Genomic DNA, 17,706 nt, shown 5'->3' on the forward strand with positions numbered 1-17,706 from the left:
TCAGTGGACGACGACGGGCTGGAAGCCCTCGGCGCGGAGGCTGCCGAGCACCAGTTCGCAGTGCTCGTGCCCCTTGGTCTCGATGTCGATGGTGATGGCGACGTCGCCCATGCTGATGGAGCCGCCGATCCGTGTATGGTCCACACGGGTAACGTTGGCGTCCGATTCCGCGATGATCCGCGAAATCTGGGCCAGCGAGCCGGGTCGGTCGTCAAGCATGATCCGCACGGACATGAAGCGGCCGGAGGCGTACAGGCCCCGCTGGATGACCTTCAGCATCAGCATGGGATCGATGTTTCCGCCAGAGAGGATGACCGCCGTGGTTCCCGGATTCGGGATGACGCCCTCCATCAAGGCGGCCACGCCGACGGCGCCAGCCGGTTCGACCACCAGCTTGGACCGCTCGATCAAGAAGATCAGGGCGCGGGCCAGGGCGTCTTCGCTGACGGTGACCACGTCGTCGACCAGTTCCCTGATGATCGAGAACGGCAGCTGCCCGGGACGACCCACGGCGATGCCGTCGGCCATGGTGGACACCTTTTGCAGCGGCACCAGGGCATCGGCGGCGAGCGACGGCGGATAGGCCGCAGCATTTTCCGCCTGCACCCCGATGACCTTGATCTCGCGGCCCAACTCCTTGGCCCGTGCCTTGACGGCGGTGGCGACTCCGGCCAGCAGTCCGCCGCCGCCGACACCCATGACGATGGTGTCCACGTTGGGAACCTGTTCCAGGATTTCCAGGCCGAGCGTGCCCTGGCCGGCAATGATGTCCGGGCTGTCGAACGGGTGCACGAACACCGCGCCGGTCTCCTCCGCGAAGCGTTTGGCTTCGGCGAGGGCCTCGTCCACGTTGTGGCCATGCAGGACCACTTCGGCGCCGTGGCCCCGCGTGGCTGCCAGCTTGGGCAGCGCCACGCCCAGGGGCATGAAGATGCGCGCCTTGATGCCCAGTCGGGCCGCAGCCACCGCCACTCCCTGGGCGTGGTTCCCGGCGGAGGCGGCCACGACCCCGCGCGACTTCTCCTCGTCGGTCAGCCCCGCCATGCGCACATAGGCTCCGCGGACTTTGAAGGAGCCGGCGCGCTGCAGGTTCTCACACTTGAAGAAGACATCGGAACCGACCATCCGGCCCAGCGCGCGGGATTGTTCGATCGGCGTCTTGGCGATGACTCCGTCAAGGGTTTTCCGTGCTGCCTGAATGTCATCAAGCGTGACGGGCAGTTGGGTGGTGGCTGTCACTTGTCGGACTCTTTTCTGCGCAGCTGGACGCGGCGTCGGCGGACGGGTTCCTGATCTGAAGTCTCTGGCGGGTTGCCCGGACCGGGCGAAGCCAGCGCCGGCTCAGGGGCCATGTAGGGCTCTTCCACCGGTGGAGGAGCCCCCAGTGCCGGATCTGTTTCCCATCCCCGCCCGGCGATGTACTTGACGACGGAGTTGAGGATAGCGAGCAGGGGCACGGCAAACAGTGCCCCGGCGATGCCGGCGACCATCGAGCCGCCTGCCACGGCAAGCACGACTGCCAGCGGATGCAGCGACACGGCCTTGCCCATGACCAGCGGCTGCAGCACATGCCCCTCGAGCTGCTGCACGCCCAGCACGATGGCGAGCATGATGAGCGCATTGACCCAGCCGTTGGCGACCAGTGCCAGCAGCACAGCAACGAACCCGGTCACCAGCGCGCCAATGATCGGGATGAACGAGCCGAGGAAGACCAGAACACCGAGCGGCAGGGCCAGCGGGACACCGATGATGGCGGCGCCGACACCAATGCCGACCGCGTCCACGAAGGCCACGAACATTTGGACCCGGATGTACTGCACCATGGAAGTCCAGCCCTTGCGGCCTGCGCCGTTGCCGGCCGCCCTGGCTTTCTTGGGCAACAGGCCGACGATGAAACGCCAGATCCGCTCGCCGTCGTAAAGGAAGAAGATCAGCGCGAAGATGGTCAGCAGCAGTCCGGTGAACAGATGCCCGGCGGTGGAACCCACGCTGAGGGCACTCGAAAAGATCGCACTGCTGTTGCTCTGCAGTTGCTGCAAGGCTTCGTTCAGGTAGGAGTTGAGTTGTTCGTTGGTCAGCCGGAGCGGCCCATTGGTCAGCCAGCCTTGAACCTGGCCAATGCCTTGGAGCACTTGGTCCCACAGCTCGCTGAAGCCGATGTAAAGCTGCCGGCCGACCAAGGAGAGCGCGCCACCGATCAAGCCGAGGAAGCCAAGGATGGTGATGGCCACGGCCAGGCTCTTGGGCACCTTGGCCTTGCGCAGGAACCGGACCACCGGTGAAATCAGGGCGGAAATCAGGGCGGCGACCATCAGCGGGATGATCAGCAGCGAGACGAAGCTGAGCAGCCAGACCAACAGTCCGCCGACAACCAGGATCAGGCCCACCCGCCAGGCCCACGCCGCGCTGATCCGCAGCGCATAGGGCACGTCCTCGCGCACGTGGTGCCTGCCGTCGGTGCCGGCCGATCGTCCCGCCGGCAGCGGGCGGTTTTCGGGGAATGACCGGTTCATAGACCCAATAGTTTCATATTGTCACCCCGACATGTGTTCAGTGAAGCTGCGCCGTAATGCCCCAGTTGCCGCCGAAAGAACCGCCGGGCCGCAGCCATGTCAGCCCGATGCCGGAATTGAAGCTGTCCGCCGGCGCCGTCATCGGTTCCGCCGCCAGCGCACAGGCCCTGCCCGGGTACTTGGAGGTGACGAATATATGCACGTACTGGAATGTTTCGTCCTGCCACAGACCGACCATCGAACCGCTGTCCGACACCAAGGTGCTCACCACCCGGCCGCCAGTCCCGGCAGACAGCCCGGTATAGGCACGGTCCATCGCCAGTTCCGCCAGCCGGGCACCTGTGCGGAGATCGGTCTGCTCATCGACCGGGACATCCGCCGCCGGAATCATGGTCTGCGGATCCGCCGGGAAGTATCGTGCGGCGGGGACCGTCAACGTCAATCGGTCGGCAGGCTCGTCTCCCAGCCGAAGGAATGGATGGGCGCCCAGCGCCACCGGCGCCGCCGCACCGGACAGGTTCAGCAGCTCCTGCCGCACGGTCAGGTCTCCGGCTTGGTCCAGGGAGTATTCGGCGCTGTGGCTGAGCCGGAAGGGGTACCCGTGCTGCGGGAAGATCTCGGCACGCAGCACCAAGCGGTGCTCGCTCCGTTCAACCAGCCGGTAGCCGGTATTGCGCAGCAGCCCGTGGATGGCATGTCCGCGCCCCGGCTCCGTGATGTCCAGTTGCTGGATCTCGCCGTCGAGCGTCCAGCGGCCTTCCGCGACCCGATTGGGCCACGGCGCCAACAGGATGCCGCAGGCCGAGGGCGGGATGCGATCGTCATCGTACGTCTCGGTCAGCCGCACACCGCCCTTTTCGAACAGCCGGAGACTGCCCGCCAGCTCGGTAATCACGGCCCGCGATCCGGCGCGCCGTAGTTCAAACTGTTCTCCGGTGGCTCCGTGGCCGCGCTCCCGCGTCATAGGGTCCACCGTACCGGCTGCCGCTTAAACAACCGACCCCGGCACAGGGCCGGGGTCGGTTCAAAAGGAAACTGGGGTTTATTCGTCGCCGCGCAGAATGGCGAGCAGGCGAAGGATCTCCACGTACAGCCAAATCAAGGTCACGGTCAGGCCGAAGGCCGCCGTCCACGAGTACTTGCGGTCCACGCCTTGCTTGACGCCCTGCTCGATCGAGGTGAAATCGACGATTAGCGAGAAGGCGGCCAGTCCGATGGCGATCAGCCCGATGATGACGCCCAGCGGGATGCTGATGCCCATGATACTGATCTCAGCGCCGCGCATGCCCCACTGGTTGTCCAGCACGCCAAACCACATCAGGCCGAGGTTCACCAGCGAGAAGAGTGCGTAGCCCAGCAGCGCAATCATGAAGAAGCGCATGGCCTTCGGCGTGGCCCGGACCTTGCCGCTCTTGAACAGCATCAAGGTGACGGCGAAGACGCACACGGTGCCCAGCACGGCCTGCGGGGCGACGCCCGGGTACATGCCGTCAATAAACATGGACAGCCCGCCGACGAACAGGCCCTCGGCGCCTGCGTACGCCAGGATGAGCCCCTTGGACGGCTCCTTCTTGAAGGCGTTGACCAGGCCGAGCACCAGGCCGACGATCATGCCCGGGATCATCAGGATCGGGAACATCCAGCCGATGGCGCCGCCCACAACCACTAGGGACAGGCAGGCCAAAGTCTTGAAGATGACATCGTCGTAGGTCATCCGGCCAGTCTGGGCAGGGCCAGCGGACGGCTGGTTGTACAGGTCCTGCAACTGCTGGCTGGTCAGTTGCGTCTGGCCGGCCAGCGCGGTCGAACCGGCGGCCGCAGATCCCGCTGGTGAACTGCGGAACGCGTTGGGATTGTTGAAAACCGGATTTCCTCCGATTGCCATCTTGTTGTCCTCCATCGTCAGGGGGGCGAGCTAATGCTTACACTACCAATCCCAACGAACGACACCGCGGAAAATTCCATAACGTGCCGGTGAACTCTTCCGGACATGGCATTGCGGTCCTTCGCGTCGCGGTGGGCGGCGCCCTGCCCGGCGGAGCAGCCGTCCCGTAGAGGAGCAGCCCCGCGGCGAAGCAGTTGGCCCGGGCGGCGCCCGCGGCGAAGCAGCCGGGGCGGGCGGAGCAGCCGGGCCCGGGCGGCGCCCGCCGCGGGTAGACTGCTCCGGTGACTCCTCCCAGTCCTTCCAATAAGCCCCGCCCCTCCGCGCAGGACAAACTGCCCCTGCGGATGCTCCATGACCGCCTATTGGTGGCCCCGGACCAGGACAGCAGCGAGCGCCGTTCATCATCAGGGATTGTCATTCCGGCCACGGCAGTGATGGGCAAACGCTTGGCGTGGGCAGAGGTGGTAGCCGCCGGCCCGCAGGTGCGCCAGGTTGCAGTGGGCGACCACGTGCTCTTCGACCCGGAGGACCGTGCGGAAGTAGAGGTCAACGCCACCGACTACACCCTGCTCCGAGAGCGTGACATCCACGCGGTGTCCCAGCCGGAGGAAGCGGACAGCAGCACCGGACTCTATCTGTAGCCACCCGGACAGCAGCACCGGCCTCGTCCGCGCCGCTCTCTGGAGCCGCCCGAACAGGAGCGCCAACCTTGGTCCGCGCAGCTCTCTGTAGCCGCCCTGCTCAGTGGTGCCCCAACGTTTTATCTTTGCTTAACAACTGCTTCACAGTTGTTACCTGATCGCGACAGAACCGACCACCCGACCACCTGAGGCGCAGGTAACATAAACGACACGTCGGTGATTTTTGTCACAGACGCTGTCAGTGCCTGCCGGTGATCCGGCGGACCACCCCACACTGTGGAGGTTCATATTTTGATAGCGATGCCGAAGCTTGTTCGGCCACTGGGGACGCTACTCGCCTTACTGGCGATCATCACGGGGATCTTGCTGTCCGCTCCCCCCTCACTGGCTTCGACCACCTCACCCGCGCCCGGAGCGACGACGGCGCCTGCGGAACCCTCCCCCTACAAGATCGGCGGTGTTATGCGGAACACCGACGGTCCTGTCCCGGGAGTGCGGATCACGGCGACGGGCGAGGGATTCAGCGGCGAGGCGACCACCGGGGACAACGGAACCTGGTCCATCGGAGTTCCGGTCAAAGGGACCTACCAAGTGGAGGTTGACGTCTCCACCCTGCCGGAGGGCGTGGAGTTGGCCAAGGGGACTCCGAATCCCCGCGAAGTCACCTTCACCAACACGTCCAATGCCGCAGCCGTCTTTCCGTTAGGCGAAGGCATTGTGGTGCAGAGCGCCAGTTTCGGCGAGATCTTCGTCGAACGCGTGATTGCGGGCTTGAGCTTCGGCCTGCTGCTGGCCCTGGCTTCGGTAGGCTTGTCGCTGATCTATGGCACCACCGGCCTGACCAACTTTGCCCATGGCGAGATGGTCACACTCGGGGCGGTCGTGATGTTCGGTTTTTCTGTTGCGGGCTTCCCCGTCTGGCTGGCGATGCTGCTGGGTGTCATCTTCGGCGGTGCCTTCGGCTGGGTGCAGGATGGCTGGCTCTGGAAGCCACTGCGGCGGCGGGGTACAGCGCTGATCCCCATGATGATCATTAGCATCGGATTGGCGCTGGCCGCGCGCTATACCATCCTGTTCTTTTTCGGTGGCGCCACTCAGCAGCTTCCCGGGGCCAGCAGCCCCATCGTGGAGATTGGCGTCATCTCCATCAGCCGCAACACCCTGCTCTCGCTGATTATCAGCCTGGTGGTGATCGTCCTGATCGCCATGCTGCTGCTCAAAACCCGGCTGGGCAAGGCCACCCGAGCCGTTGCCGACAACCCCGCGCTTGCGGCGGCCTCCGGCATCGACGTCGACCGAGTCATCAGGATTGTCTGGACAGTGGGCGGTGTGCTGGCTGCCCTCGGCGGCATTCTGTGGGCCTACTACCGTCCAGGTGTCACCTTCAATATGGGCCAGCAGATCCTGCTTCTCGTGTTTGCCGGCGTCATTTTGGGCGGACTGGGCACCGTGTTCGGGGCCTTGGTGGGCTCGGTCATCGTCGGACTGTTCGTCGAATTGTCGACGCTCTGGCTCGTAGCGGACCTTAAGTACGTCGGCGCCCTGCTGATCATGATCGTCGTCCTGCTGTTCCGGCCTCAGGGAATCCTGGGCCGTCGAGAGCGTGTGGGTTAGGAGGCAACACCATGGATTTCCTCAATATATTTACCAACGCACTCGGCGAGATCGTCAGCCCGACGACGGCCGCCTACGCCCTGGCTTCCCTGGGTCTAGCAGTCCATTTCGGCTTCACCGGACTGCTGAACTTCGGGCAAGCTGGTTTCATGGCCATCGGCGCCTATGGATTCGCCATACCGACCCTGTTGTGGGACGTCCCGTTCGCCGTCGGCGTCCTGATTGCGGTCGTCGGATCGGTGATCTTTGCCTTGCTCTTGGGCATCCCTACCCTGCGATTGCGTGCCGATTACCTGGCCATTGTCACGATCGCCGCCGCCGAGATCATCCGGTATGTGGTCACCACCAACGAACTGACCGACATCACCGGTTCGGCCAACGGGTTGGCCGCGTTTGAAGGCGGGTTCTACGCTATGAACCCGTTCCCACAGGGCACCTACAACTTCGGCCTGACGAGCATGAACGAGCGGGACCTCTGGATCCGGGTCGTTGCGTGGACCTTGGTTGCCCTCTGCTGCCTGCTGGTGTTCCTGCTGATGCGTAGCCCCTGGGGCCGGATCCTGAAAGGCATCCGCGAAGACGAGAACGCCGTGCGCTCCTTGGGCAAGAACGTCTACTCCTACAAGATGCAGTCACTGATTTTCGGCGGCCTGCTGGGCACCTTTGCGGGCATGATCTTCACGCTCCCCCGTGGAGCTGTGCAACCTGCCAACTACCAGACGGAACTGACGTTCTTCCTCTGGACGTGCTTGCTGCTGGGCGGCATGGCCACTGTCCTCGGCCCGGTCGTCGGCGCAATGATCTTTTGGGTAGTGCTCTCGCTGACCCAGGGGCTGCTCTACGGAGCCATCGAGGCGGGCTACATCACCTTCCTGACCACCACCCAGGCCGGTCAGCTGCGTTACATCCTGGTCGGTGTCGCTTTGATGCTGCTGATGATCTTCAGGCCCCAAGGGGTGCTGGGCAACAAGAAAGAGCTGGTATTCGCATGAGCGAACAAGACGGCATCGCGGCAGGCGGCGGCACCGCCGCCCCGGACCAATCACCCGTAACCAACGAGTACATGACTGACACGCGGCCCATCGCGGCCGACGAACCTGGTCCCGGTTGCCGAAAGCGCGATCCCATCCTGGTGGCCAAGGACGTCACGCGCCAGTTCGGTGGTGTCAACGCTGTGGACGTGGAGTATTTGGAGATCCCCCGGCACCAGATCACAGCGCTGATCGGGCCAAACGGCGCCGGCAAGACGACTCTGTTCAACCTGCTCACCGGATTCGACATCCCGCAGTCCGGTGAGTGGTCGTTCGAAGGCCACTCACTGGCAGGCGTGCCCTCCTACAAAGTGGCCCGAATGGGGATGGTCCGCACGTTCCAGTTGACCAAGGTCATGGGCAAGCTGACCGTCATCGAAAACATGCGCCTGGGCGCCACGGAGCAGTCCGGCGAGAACCTTTTCAGGGCCCTCTTCAAAAAGATCTGGGGGCCCAGGGAACAGGAAATCACCGAGCAGGCAGAGGACCTGTTGGTGAAATTCAAACTGGACGCCAAACGGGACGACTACGCAGCCTCGCTCTCCGGCGGCCAGCGCAAATTGCTGGAAATGGCCCGAGCCCTGATGGTCCGGCCCAAGCTGGTCATGCTCGACGAGCCGATGGCCGGCGTGAACCCGGCCCTGACCCAGTCCCTGCTGGAACATGTCAAGAACCTCAAGGCCGAGGGAATGACCGTGCTGTTCGTCGAACACGACATGCACATGGTCCGCCACATTGCGGACTGGGTGGTGGTCATGGCCGAAGGCAGGATCGTGGCCGAGGGCCCGCCCGGCGTCGTCATGAAGGACCCCGCCGTGATTGACGCCTATCTGGGCGCCCACCACGACGTGGACCTTGGCGACGCGGAAGGCGTCGAAGCGCTCACCGAGGAACTCGCCCAGGACGCGGAGTCGGTCGTGGGCACGGCTGACGAGGGTGTCCTCGGCAGCCACATCAGCGAGCACGATTCGAGCGGGGATGAGGCCCGCGAAGCCGGCCAAGACCCGAACAGGAAGGACCAGGCATGAATGCGCACCGGGCGGATACAAGCCCAACCACTGTGGAGGCGGGGGAAGCGGTGGTCGTCGTGCGGGACTTAGTGGCCGGCTACCTGCCCGGCGTCAACATCCTGAACGGCTGCAGCATCGAAGCCCGCCAAGGCGAATTGATCGGCATCATCGGTCCGAACGGCGCCGGCAAGTCAACACTGCTGAAGGCAATGTTCGGCTTGGTCAAAGTGCATTCCGGCACGGTTGTGGTCCGCGGTCAGGACCTGACCGGGCTGAAAGCCAATAAGCTGGTCAGCCGCGGCATCGGTTTCGTTCCGCAGACCAACAACGTTTTTTCCGCGCTGACCATCGAAGAGAACATGGAAATGGGCATGTTCCAGCGGCCCAAGGACTTCAAGGAGCGCTTCGACTTTGTGGCCGGCATCTTCCCCGACTTGGCCAAGCGGCGCGCGCAGCGGGCCGGCTCGCTCTCCGGCGGCGAACGCCAGATGGTGGCCATGGGGCGGGCCCTGATGATGAACCCGGCGGTGCTGCTCCTGGACGAGCCCTCGGCCGGCCTCTCCCCGGTGAAGCAGGACGAGACATTCCTGCGGGTGCACGAGATCAACCGGGCCGGCGTCTCGGTCATCATGGTGGAACAGAATGCACGCCGCTGCCTGCAGATCTGCGACCGCGGCTACGTCCTGGACCAGGGCAAGGACGCGTACACCGGCACCGGCCGCGAACTGCTCAAGGATCCGAAGGTCATCCAGCTCTACCTGGGCACCTTGGCGGATACTGCCTAGGCATCTCCAGCCCCACCAGATCGACGCCGGCGCCTGCCCTTCGCGGGGCGGGCGCCGCCGTCGTTGGTCTTCCGCTCGATCCACGCGGGGCGGCAGTTCGGGCCGGCGAGGGGCTTCGAGCCGTCGTCCGCCGCTGTCGTTGGTCCCTCCGTTGGACCCACCGTACGCGGCCCTCCGTGCCAGCCAGAGAGGCGTCACAAGAGTGTCGTCGCCAAACGCACGGTAGCCGGCCTTCCCCGGGCCTGTCAGGGCGTCGAGTAGCGCACCCGATTGCAGTTCCCGGAGCGGCCTCAGGCGGCCTGCGTAGAGTCGGAACGGCAGAAGGCCCCAGCCGATGACTGGGGCCTTCTGCGCTAGTACGGTAGTGTGAACCGCCTTACTCCAGCTTGCCGAACTCCTCAAGCTTCGGCTGCGGTACGTTGGTGTCGTCGTACTGGTAGATGCCGATGTAGGCCTCTGTCGGGTCACCGTTCTTGTCGAACGTGATCGGCCCGGAGATGCCGTCGTAGTCGATGTCCTTGCCGTCGCGCAGCAGCGTCACACAACCGGCGAAGTCATAGCACTTCTCACCGCCTTCAGACACAGCCTGCATCTCCTTGGCGATGTCCTCGCCCTTGGTGCTGCCGGCTGCCTCGGAGGCCAGCGCCACGAGGTTCACCGCGTCGTAGGACTCGCCCGCGTATGAGTAGGAATTCAGTTTGTCGTCGACTTTCGCCAGTTGCGCCTGGAATTCGTCCTTGGCGAAGGTGCCGGGAATGGTTCCCTGCGCCCCTGCCATGGCACCCGGGTCAAGTTCCTTGCTCAGGTCCGAGGTGTTGCCGTCCACCAGGAACAGCTGGTCGGCCTTGACGCCCTTGGACAGCAGCAACGGTGCGATCGACTTGATCTGGTCGAACGTAATCAGCGCGATGGCGTCAGGCTTGGCGTTGACCACAGCATCAACCTGCGAGCTGAACTGCGAATCGCCCTCGTTGAACATCTCGGTTGCCACCACCTGGCCGCCGGAGCCTTCGAAGGCCTGCTTGACGTTGTCTGCCAGACCGGTGCCGTACGCGTCGTTCAGTACGATCATGCCGAGGGTCTGGGCACCGCAGGTCACCATGTAGTTGCCAAGGGTGCGTCCCTGCAGCACATCCGACGGAGCGGTGCGCCAGTACAGGCCCTTGTCATCCCACGTGGTGAAGTCCGGCGAGGTATTCGCCGGGGAGATTTGCAGGACGCCCGCGCCGGTGATCTGGTTGATCACGGTAAAGGAAACACCCGAGGACGCCGCTCCCACGATCGCGTTGACCTTTTCGCTGAGCAGGTCGGTCACGGACTGGGTGGCGATGTCCGTGGTGGTGTCACCGGAGTCGCGCTGAACAGTTTCCACGTCTTTGCCGAGCACGCCGCCGGCTTCGTTGATCTTGTCCACGGCAAGCTGGACGCCGGCAATTTCCGGTGGGCCGAGGAAGGCCAAAGTTCCGGTGGTCGGCAGCAGCGTGCCGATTTTCAGCGGCGTATCGGTGGATCCCTTGGACGCGGGAACGTCCGCCGGGTTTCCGGTTGCACCGCCGGTGGGTCCCCCGTCCTCGCCGGGGCCGGGACAGGTCAGACCCGATGCCGCCGCCGGTGCCGAGGACTCTCCCCCTCCAGTCTCCGACGGCGTGGAAGACCCTCCGCCGCAGGCCGAGGCAAACAAAGCGATCCCCAATCCGAGCGCGGCCAGCTTCCCCGCCCGCGCGGAGTTGCCGCCGGTGCCGAAAAGCACTGCGTTACGTGTTGCAGTCATGTATGTTTTCCCCTCGATCTAAAGGTTTATGAACCTTTGATGCGATTACCAGGTATTCCTGATTACTGAGAAAACTAGTCGAATTTGTTGTTGAAAATAAGCGTTTTCGGTTACATCCTTGTAACGCTCGTCACACTCTTCGCGTACCCCCGGTGGGACTCGAACCCACACTGGACCGATTTTAAGTCGGTTGTCTCTGCCATTGGACTACGGGGGCGTGGCGTTCCTGCACCTATCTAGGGTACTGGATCGCCTGCTGCCGCCCTACAGGCGCCCAAAAGGCTCAGCGTAGGCAAAGGCCCCCGTAGGCGGCACTGATGCCAGCGGAAGCGCCATGAAGTTCTCGCCCCACGCTGGATTCGGCGCCTGGATGCCGGACTCGCTCGCGGGACGGTAGCCGAAGCGCGGATAGTAATCAGTGCTTCCGAGCAGCACGATGACGCTCTCCCCCGCGGCCTCGGCCCGCCGGCGCGTTTCGGCCAGCAGGGCAGCGCCGATGCCCGCACGTTGGCGGTCCGGTTCCACCGCGATCGGTCCCAGTCCGAGCGCGGGTGCCCCGTCAATCCAACCGCGGGTGCTGATGACCTGGCCAACGACGGTTCCCGCATCCTCGGCGACGAGGGAGAACTCCGGCAGGAACCCGTCGCAGGCGTACAACTCGGCCAGCAGTCGGGATTCAACGGGTTCGGAACCGTCACCGGCAGCGAAGGCCCGGGCCACGAGGTTGAGGACGGCAGGACGGTCCGCTGGTTGTTCTGTCCTCATGAGCACCAAGACATTCTATGCCGCGGCCAGGCGGCAAAGCCGCAGACCCAAAGCAGCAGGCTTAAAACAGATGGCCCGACCACCGCCGTGCGGTGGCCGGGCCTGCTGCCTTGCTGTGGCTAGCGGCCGGTGGAAGCGAGTTCCTTGTCCGACTCGGTGCCCTTGGTCTCTGCTGCGGGCTGGGGAGCTGCGGCGGCCTGCGGGCGCGGCTGCGGGGACGCGGCCTCGCGGAACTGGCGGTACGGAGTCTGCAGGTCAGCCAACCGCGTGGTGTCGCGGCCCAGGAAGATGGTCCAGAACCAGTTCGAGATCACGCGGATCTTGCGCTCCACGGTGGGCATGGCCAGTCCGTGGTAGCCGCGGTGGGCCATCCATGCCGGCCAGCCCTTGAGCTTGATGCCCATGATCTTGGCGACACCCTTGTTGAGGCCGAAGCCGGCAACAGCACCCAGGTTCTTGTGCTTGTACTGCTTGACGCTGCCCACACCCCAGCGGGCCGCATAGATGTTCTTGGCAAGCCGCTTGGCCTGGCGGATGGCGTGCTGGGCGTTCGGCACGCAGAAACCGCCCACTCCGCCGCCGGTCAGGTCCGGCACGGCGGCGACGTCGCCGGCGGTCCATGCGCCGTCGATCGGGCCGTTCTCGTCAACAATCCGGAGGGTGGCGTCGGCCTTGATCCGGCCGCGTTCATCCTGCGGGAAGCCAAAGCTGCGAGCCACCGGATTCGCCTGCACTCCGGCGGTCCACAGCAGGGTATCGGCCTCGAAAGTTTCGGCCGGAGTCTTGTCCGGCATGTTGATCAGTTCCAGCACGCCGCCCTCTGCCTTGGCCAGGGAGGTGTTGAGCATGACCTCGATGCCGCGGGAGCGCATGTGCTCGACAACCCACTTGGCCTGCTCTTCGGTGACCTCGGGCATGATCCGGCCCATCGCCTCAACCAGCACGAAACGCAGGTCTTCCTGGCGCAGCCGAGCGTTCTTCCTGACCGCAGCGCGGGCCAGATCCTCGATTTCGGTCATCGCCTCGATGCCGGCAAAACCGCCGCCGACGCCAACAAACGTCAGGGCGCGGGTCCGCTCCGCCCCTGCCGGCAGCTGGGATGCGGTCTCGATCCGCTCCAGCACCTTGTTCCGCAGTTCCACGGCCTCTTCGATGGTCTTCAGGCCAATGCCGGCTTCGGCCAGCCCCGGGATCGGGAAGGTGCGGGTCACGGCGCCGGCGGCAACGACGACGTCGCGGTAGTCCAGTTCGAAGGCCTCGCCCGCTACGGGGGTGATGACGGCCTTCTTGGCGGCATGGTCGATGGAGGTGACCCGGCCGGTGATGAGTTCGGTGTCCTGCAGATGCTGGCGATGGTTGACCACGGCATGCCGGGCTTCGATGCTGCCGGAAGCCACTTCGGGCAGGAACGGCTGGTAGGTCATGTAGGGCAGCGGATCCACCAACGTGACGATGCCGCCGTGCTGCTTTACCTTTTTCTGGAGCTTCAGCGCAACGTAGAGACCAACGTAGCCGCCGCCGACCACAAGGACGCGCGGGCGATCGGACAGAGCATCAGTGTTTGCCATGCCCTCCAGTGTAGCGCCTTTTGTGAAAGTTTTCACGAAGTGGCCGGAGCCACAGTATCAGCGCTTGGTCGGCTTCTGCTGGCCGTCGCGAATCGGCGGAATGAAGCCGGTGTCCGCTTCCTCGACGGCCTGCGCTCCGCGGGCAGCCCGGCGCGCCCGGACGGTCTGCACGGCGCCCAGCACCAGGACACCGGCAATCAGCGCGCCGAATGAGAAAACGAGGATGGCCGGCAGTACCGAGTTTTCGGTGCGCGGAGGAACTGCCACCGGCGTGGTCGGTTCCGGAATCTCCGGGGCCTGGGCCTTGGACTGCACCGGAGACTGCGATTCCGGCGCCGCAACCTCGCCGCGGCGGTGCACGGTGATCCACTGGGCAATCGAACCCAGCGGGTTGGCTGATACCTCGGGGACTTCGGCGTTCAATGCCGCTTCAGCGTCCAGCAGACCGTAACCGTAGATCGGGTCATGTCCGGGTACGCCTGAGTCCTTGGCTGTGCTGATGATGCGGTTGATGACCTGGGCGGCGCTCATGTCCGGGTATTTGGAGCGGATCAGTGCGGCCACGCCGGAGACCAGCGGGGTGGCACCGGACGTTCCGGACCAGTCGGCATAGAGCCCGCCGGGCAGCCCGCCGACCAGGTCCTCGGCCGGCGCCGCAACGCCAATGACGATGCTCTGGGCCGAGGCCTCCTGGCTGGCTTCGCCGTCGCGGTTAAGTCCGGCCACGGTTAGGACCCCCGGAATGGTGGCGGGAGCGCCCGACTGCTCGGTCCCTCCGGCGCGGTTTCCGGCGGCGGCAACCACCACCACGTCATGCTGTTCGGCATAGAGGAATGCGGCGTCCCAGCTCTCCGGCCAGGAAGTGCTGGAACTGGTCAGCGACATGTTGATGACCTTGGCGCCGTTATCGACTGCCCAGCGGACGGCCGCGGGGATCTGCTCGTCGACACCGACGCCGGAAGGGTTCGGCGTCCCGAGCCAGGTTGAGGCGGTCAGGATCTGTGCCTTGGGCGCCACGCCGATCACGCCGTCGGTGCCGGCACCGATTCCCTTGTCCTTGGGATTGGGTTCTTTGTCCTTCTTCTTGTCATCTTTGTTGTCTTTGTCCGGGGCATGTCCACGCCCGGCCAACAAGGTTGCCACCAGTGTGCCGTGCTCGGGCGTTTGTCCGATCCCGCGCTGACCGTCCGGATCGCCCGATCCGGAGACGTCCGTGCCGCCCGCCATGGCCCCTTTAAGGTCCGGATGGGTGCCATCGACGCCGCTGTCGATGACGGCGACCTTCACGCCTTCGCCCTGCGAGTCCTCCCAGGCGGCCCGGATCCCGTAGGAGTCCAGCCAGTATTGCTTGTCCCGGGTGGAGTCAGCCTGGGCCGGTCCTGCCAGTACCAGCGAGGCGAGCACTGCAATCGCCGACCCCAGCGAAAGGGCCTTCGCGGCGGACGAGCGCCTGCTTGGCCGTTCACTGTCGCGGTGGCGCATGGATGTCCCTTCGGTTGGCACAGCTGTCTAGGTTCCTGGGGCTTGCTGGGTGGGCAGCCGGCTGGCGGCACTCAGGGCGATTCCATCAAGAATATCGTGTTCGCTGGCTGTTGCGCCGTCCACCCGACCGGCGGTCAATGCCGTGAGCCGCCGTGACACGGTCCGCCAAATCAGCGCTCCGGCGCCAATGACGTCCACCCGCCCGGGGTGCATGTACGGTAGCGCAGCACGTTGTTGCCGCGTCATCTCCAGCAAGGAGGTGCAGGCCGCATCCAGCCGGTCCCCTTCCAGGCGAGCCCCGTGGATCTCTTCGGAACGGTACCGGTCCAACTGCAGGGCGTGCGCGGTGATCGTGGTGACGGATCCGGCAACCCCTACCAGCCGGTCCACCTCCGCCAGCGGCACCTCGTCCAGCACGCGAGCCAGATGCTGTTCGGCGTCGGCCACGGCTTCGGCAATCTCCGCAGCAGTGGGCGGGTCTGAGCGCAGGTGCCGCTCGGTGAATCGGACGCAGCCCATGTCCGTGCTGAGCGCGGCCACCACTCCGTCGGCGGTGCCCAGCACAAACTCCGTGCTGCCGCCGCCGAGGTCGACCACCAGGACCTTTTCGCCCGGCGCCGGCGCCAGCACACTGGAGGCGCCGGCGAAGGACAGTTCGGCCTCCTCGCGGCCGCTGATCACTTCAGGTTCCACACCGAGGCGGTCCCGGATACCGTCGACAAAAACCTGCCGGTTGACAGCGTCGCGGGTTGCCGAGGTGGCAACGAATCGCAGGCTTTCGACGCCCAGGCTGCGCAGTTGCTCTGCGTATTCTTCCGCCGCTGCGAACGTCCGGTCCAGCGCTTCGGGTGCCAGCGCTCCGGTGGCGTCGACGCCTTGCCCCAGCCGCACGATCTTCATCTCCCGGACCACGTCGCTGAGCCCGCTGTCCTGAACGTCGGCGATCAACAGGCGGATCGAGTTGGTTCCGCAATCGATGGCTCCGACCCGTGCCACTAGGAGATCACTCCACCGGCTGGCGTCTGCGGAGCTCCGGCGTCGTCGCCGTCGGAGGATTCTTTGCTGACGGAACGCCGGGCCTTCTTGGCGGCCAGCTCGTGGGCGGACAGGCCCTGCGTCCGGGTATGCCGGCTCAGGTCGCGGGCGGGCGCGGCACCTTCAACGTCCCAGGCGCCGGCGCAATAGCAGCGGTCGGCCGTCCACCACTCCGCGATGCCCTCTAGCGCCTCGTCGCCCAGCGGATTCACGCCCGGGCCCGCGGCCAGCGAATGGCCCACCAGCACGTGTAGGCACTTGACCCGGGTGGGCATACCGCCGGCCGACACACCAGCGATTTCCGGCACGTCCCCGATACCGGCCCGGTGGCCCACCTCGTCGCGCGCGGCCAGGTACTGCTCATGGGCGCGCCGGTACGCGACGGCCAGTTCAGCATCGCTCTCCAGCCGCTCGGTCATTTCCGTCATCACCCCGGCCGCTTCCAGTCGGGACACCGCGGCAGTAATGACCGGGTGGGTCAGGTAGTAGGTGGTGGGGAACGGGATGCCGTTGCCCAACCGCGGTGCGGTCGTGGCGACGAGCGGGTTTCCGCAGACGCAACGTGCGCCGATTTCCACGACGTCCCGTACCGGCCTGCCGAGCTGGCGGCTTAGCGTGTCGAGGTCTTCGGGGGTGGGTGTACGCTGAGCGGTGTTCATGGCTCAGTCCTTCCTGGCGCTGCGGTTGGTCTGGCAGCATGCCGTGTGATCCGGCAGCGGTGGCTGGCGGGATGTTAGTCGGCGGCGGGCGCGTCGGTGGCGGCCCGGGTCATCGAGTTCCACAGTGCGTCGACCCACGGCAAATCCTCGGGAGCCGTGGCGGATGCGTGTTCGTCCGACTCACCCAGTCCTTCCGCGCCGGTGACCATGTACCGCTTCTCCCCCGGCATTACATAGAATATGCGATCCCGCGCCTGCTGTTTGATATAGGCCGGGTCGTCCCAACGGGCCAGCTCCTTGGTCAACTGCTCGTTGGAGTCCTTCTTGGCGGCGATGTCCTCCTGCAGGGCCGCCAGTTCCGCCCGCTGCTCAATGAAAACCCGCACCGACGGTGCCAGCAGCACCGTGATCGAGACCAGGACCACCGCCAGCGCCAGCAGTCGGCCGGAGAAGGCTTTGGCCGGGACCGGGACGGCATCGGCAGGCGCTTCCCGGGCAGGTTCGCGGGGTTCCCGGGCAGGTTCGCGGGGTTCCCGGCGCATGGCCGGTTCTTCCGGCTGCCTGATTCCCCCGGACAGCTGCCGGCGTTCGGCGGCGCGGGCTTCCGAGGGCGCCGGCTTCGGCTTCGCCGGTGGCTTCGGTCTCCGGCGCTGGCCCGCCTCCGGGGTGCTCGGGGAGCCGGCGGCAGTCCGGTCCCCCGGCGCGCGGTTCACCGGCGCAGGAGACGTCCGGCCGAAGTCGGCCCGGATGACTTTTCCGGTCTCTGGTTCCCTGCCGCCGGTGTCCGTTCCGGCCCCCTGTCCGCCGCCCTGCGCAGGCCCGCTGCCGGCCGGACGGCCAGCCCGCGGCATGTTGGGGCGTCGGGTGGACATGGGGGCTCCTCACCGTGGTTGTCGTGCGGGGGCCGGCGTCGGCTGACGGCCGGTCCCCGCTTAAGACATTACCGA

16 protein-coding genes and 1 tRNA gene are annotated in these 17,706 nt (G+C 65.4%); 5 read left to right on the forward strand and 12 right to left on the reverse strand.

Features of this window, described 5'->3' with window-relative positions; genetic code table 11:
- From ilvA to E4J89_RS01710, 4 genes are all read right to left on the reverse strand, one after another.
- Window positions 1-1,239: a threonine ammonia-lyase gene (gene ilvA / locus E4J89_RS01695; RefSeq protein ID WP_136784351.1), complete on the reverse strand. Its 1,239-nt coding sequence runs from the start codon at window positions 1,237-1,239 to the stop codon at window positions 1-3.
- Complete coding sequence (locus E4J89_RS01700; RefSeq protein ID WP_136784352.1) at window positions 1,236-2,513, reverse strand: AI-2E family transporter; 1,278 nt, start codon at window positions 2,511-2,513, stop codon at window positions 1,236-1,238. The genes ilvA and E4J89_RS01700 overlap by 4 nt, the downstream gene beginning before the upstream one ends.
- A 37-nt stretch (window positions 2,514-2,550) precedes the next feature.
- Window positions 2,551-3,477 (reverse strand): aldose 1-epimerase family protein, encoded by a 927-nt coding sequence (locus E4J89_RS01705; RefSeq protein ID WP_136784353.1) that lies wholly within the window; start codon window positions 3,475-3,477, stop codon window positions 2,551-2,553.
- 78 nt (window positions 3,478-3,555) lie between these two features.
- On the reverse strand, window positions 3,556-4,398 hold the full coding sequence (locus E4J89_RS01710) for a Bax inhibitor-1/YccA family protein (RefSeq protein ID WP_136784354.1): 843 nt from the start codon (window positions 4,396-4,398) through the stop codon (window positions 3,556-3,558).
- A gap of 344 nt (window positions 4,399-4,742) precedes the next feature.
- On the opposite strand from E4J89_RS01710, the gene E4J89_RS01715 reads away from it, so the two are divergent.
- The 5 genes from E4J89_RS01715 to E4J89_RS01735 all read left to right on the forward strand — a co-directional run bounded on the left by E4J89_RS01715 (window position 4,743) and on the right by E4J89_RS01735 (window position 9,479).
- The gene (locus E4J89_RS01715) at window positions 4,743-5,039 is read left to right on the forward strand and encodes a co-chaperone GroES (RefSeq protein ID WP_136784562.1); all 297 of its coding nucleotides are present in this window, start codon (window positions 4,743-4,745) and stop codon (window positions 5,037-5,039) included.
- A 300-nt stretch (window positions 5,040-5,339) separates the two neighbouring features.
- Window positions 5,340-6,653, forward strand: a complete 1,314-nt coding sequence (locus E4J89_RS01720) for a branched-chain amino acid ABC transporter permease (protein ID WP_136784355.1) — start codon at window positions 5,340-5,342, stop codon at window positions 6,651-6,653.
- Window positions 6,654-6,664: 11 nt separating this feature from the next.
- Window positions 6,665-7,645 (forward strand): branched-chain amino acid ABC transporter permease, encoded by a 981-nt coding sequence (locus E4J89_RS01725; RefSeq protein ID WP_136784356.1) that lies wholly within the window; start codon window positions 6,665-6,667, stop codon window positions 7,643-7,645.
- A 71-nt stretch (window positions 7,646-7,716) separates the two neighbouring features.
- A complete protein-coding gene (locus E4J89_RS01730) occupies window positions 7,717-8,712 on the forward strand; it encodes an ABC transporter ATP-binding protein (RefSeq protein ID WP_169303906.1) in 996 nt (331 codons plus the stop codon).
- Window positions 8,709-9,479 (forward strand): ABC transporter ATP-binding protein, encoded by a 771-nt coding sequence (locus E4J89_RS01735; RefSeq protein WP_136784358.1) that lies wholly within the window; start codon window positions 8,709-8,711, stop codon window positions 9,477-9,479. Before E4J89_RS01730 ends, E4J89_RS01735 begins: the two co-directional genes overlap by 4 nt.
- 376 nt (window positions 9,480-9,855) lie before the next feature.
- Here the strand turns inward: E4J89_RS01735 and E4J89_RS01740 are convergent, their stop codons facing one another.
- The 8 genes from E4J89_RS01740 to E4J89_RS01775 all read right to left on the reverse strand — a co-directional run bounded on the left by E4J89_RS01740 (window position 9,856) and on the right by E4J89_RS01775 (window position 17,631).
- Window positions 9,856-11,250, reverse strand: coding sequence for an ABC transporter substrate-binding protein (locus E4J89_RS01740; RefSeq protein ID WP_136784359.1), 1,395 nt, complete (start codon window positions 11,248-11,250; stop codon window positions 9,856-9,858).
- 144 nt (window positions 11,251-11,394) lie between these two features.
- Window positions 11,395-11,467, reverse strand: a tRNA-Leu gene (locus E4J89_RS01745).
- Window positions 11,468-11,514: 47 nt separating this feature from the next.
- Window positions 11,515-12,015, reverse strand: coding sequence for an N-acetyltransferase (locus E4J89_RS01750; RefSeq protein ID WP_240691653.1), 501 nt, complete (start codon window positions 12,013-12,015; stop codon window positions 11,515-11,517).
- Window positions 12,016-12,134: 119 nt separating this feature from the next.
- The gene (locus E4J89_RS01755) at window positions 12,135-13,583 is read right to left on the reverse strand and encodes an FAD-dependent oxidoreductase (protein ID WP_136784361.1); all 1,449 of its coding nucleotides are present in this window, start codon (window positions 13,581-13,583) and stop codon (window positions 12,135-12,137) included.
- Window positions 13,584-13,640: 57 nt separating this feature from the next.
- Window positions 13,641-15,065 (reverse strand): S8 family serine peptidase, encoded by a 1,425-nt coding sequence (locus E4J89_RS01760; RefSeq protein WP_136784362.1) that lies wholly within the window; start codon window positions 15,063-15,065, stop codon window positions 13,641-13,643.
- A gap of 27 nt (window positions 15,066-15,092) precedes the next feature.
- The gene (locus E4J89_RS01765; RefSeq protein ID WP_136784363.1) at window positions 15,093-16,061 is read right to left on the reverse strand and encodes a Ppx/GppA phosphatase family protein; all 969 of its coding nucleotides are present in this window, start codon (window positions 16,059-16,061) and stop codon (window positions 15,093-15,095) included.
- The gene (locus E4J89_RS01770) at window positions 16,061-16,759 is read right to left on the reverse strand and encodes a DUF501 domain-containing protein (protein ID WP_136784364.1); all 699 of its coding nucleotides are present in this window, start codon (window positions 16,757-16,759) and stop codon (window positions 16,061-16,063) included. Before E4J89_RS01770 ends, E4J89_RS01765 begins: the two co-directional genes overlap by 1 nt.
- Before the next feature lie 74 nt (window positions 16,760-16,833).
- Window positions 16,834-17,631, reverse strand: coding sequence for a septum formation initiator family protein (locus E4J89_RS01775; RefSeq protein ID WP_136784365.1), 798 nt, complete (start codon window positions 17,629-17,631; stop codon window positions 16,834-16,836).
- Window positions 17,632-17,706: the final 75 nt, after the last annotated feature.

Source organism: Arthrobacter sp. CAU 1506 (assembly GCF_005047635.1).
Taxonomy (GTDB): Bacteria; Actinomycetota; Actinomycetes; order Actinomycetales; family Micrococcaceae; genus Crystallibacter.

What these genes read in the sequence shown, in the direction of transcription:
- E4J89_RS01710 (WP_136784354.1), bottom strand. Translation starts at nt 4,398, where the DNA reads ATGGCAATCGGAGGAAATCCGGTTTTCAACAATCCCAACGCGTTCCGC.
- E4J89_RS01700 (WP_136784352.1), bottom strand. Translation starts at nt 2,513, where the DNA reads ATGAACCGGTCATTCCCCGAAAACCGCCCGCTGCCGGCGGGACGATCG.
- E4J89_RS01715 (WP_136784562.1), top strand. Translation starts at nt 4,743, where the DNA reads ATGCTCCATGACCGCCTATTGGTGGCCCCGGACCAGGACAGCAGCGAG.
- E4J89_RS01740 (WP_136784359.1), bottom strand. Translation starts at nt 11,250, where the DNA reads ATGACTGCAACACGTAACGCAGTGCTTTTCGGCACCGGCGGCAACTCC.
- E4J89_RS01775 (WP_136784365.1), bottom strand. Translation starts at nt 17,631, where the DNA reads ATGTCCACCCGACGCCCCAACATGCCGCGGGCTGGCCGTCCGGCCGGC.
- E4J89_RS01705 (WP_136784353.1), bottom strand. Translation starts at nt 3,477, where the DNA reads ATGACGCGGGAGCGCGGCCACGGAGCCACCGGAGAACAGTTTGAACTA.
- E4J89_RS01750 (WP_240691653.1), bottom strand. Translation starts at nt 12,015, where the DNA reads ATGAGGACAGAACAACCAGCGGACCGTCCTGCCGTCCTCAACCTCGTG.
- E4J89_RS01720 (WP_136784355.1), top strand. Translation starts at nt 5,340, where the DNA reads ATGCCGAAGCTTGTTCGGCCACTGGGGACGCTACTCGCCTTACTGGCG.
- E4J89_RS01770 (WP_136784364.1), bottom strand. Translation starts at nt 16,759, where the DNA reads ATGAACACCGCTCAGCGTACACCCACCCCCGAAGACCTCGACACGCTA.
- E4J89_RS01735 (WP_136784358.1), top strand. Translation starts at nt 8,709, where the DNA reads ATGAATGCGCACCGGGCGGATACAAGCCCAACCACTGTGGAGGCGGGG.
- E4J89_RS01755 (WP_136784361.1), bottom strand. Translation starts at nt 13,583, where the DNA reads ATGGCAAACACTGATGCTCTGTCCGATCGCCCGCGCGTCCTTGTGGTC.
- E4J89_RS01760 (WP_136784362.1), bottom strand. Translation starts at nt 15,065, where the DNA reads ATGCGCCACCGCGACAGTGAACGGCCAAGCAGGCGCTCGTCCGCCGCG.
- E4J89_RS01730 (WP_169303906.1), top strand. Translation starts at nt 7,717, where the DNA reads ATGACTGACACGCGGCCCATCGCGGCCGACGAACCTGGTCCCGGTTGC.
- E4J89_RS01725 (WP_136784356.1), top strand. Translation starts at nt 6,665, where the DNA reads ATGGATTTCCTCAATATATTTACCAACGCACTCGGCGAGATCGTCAGC.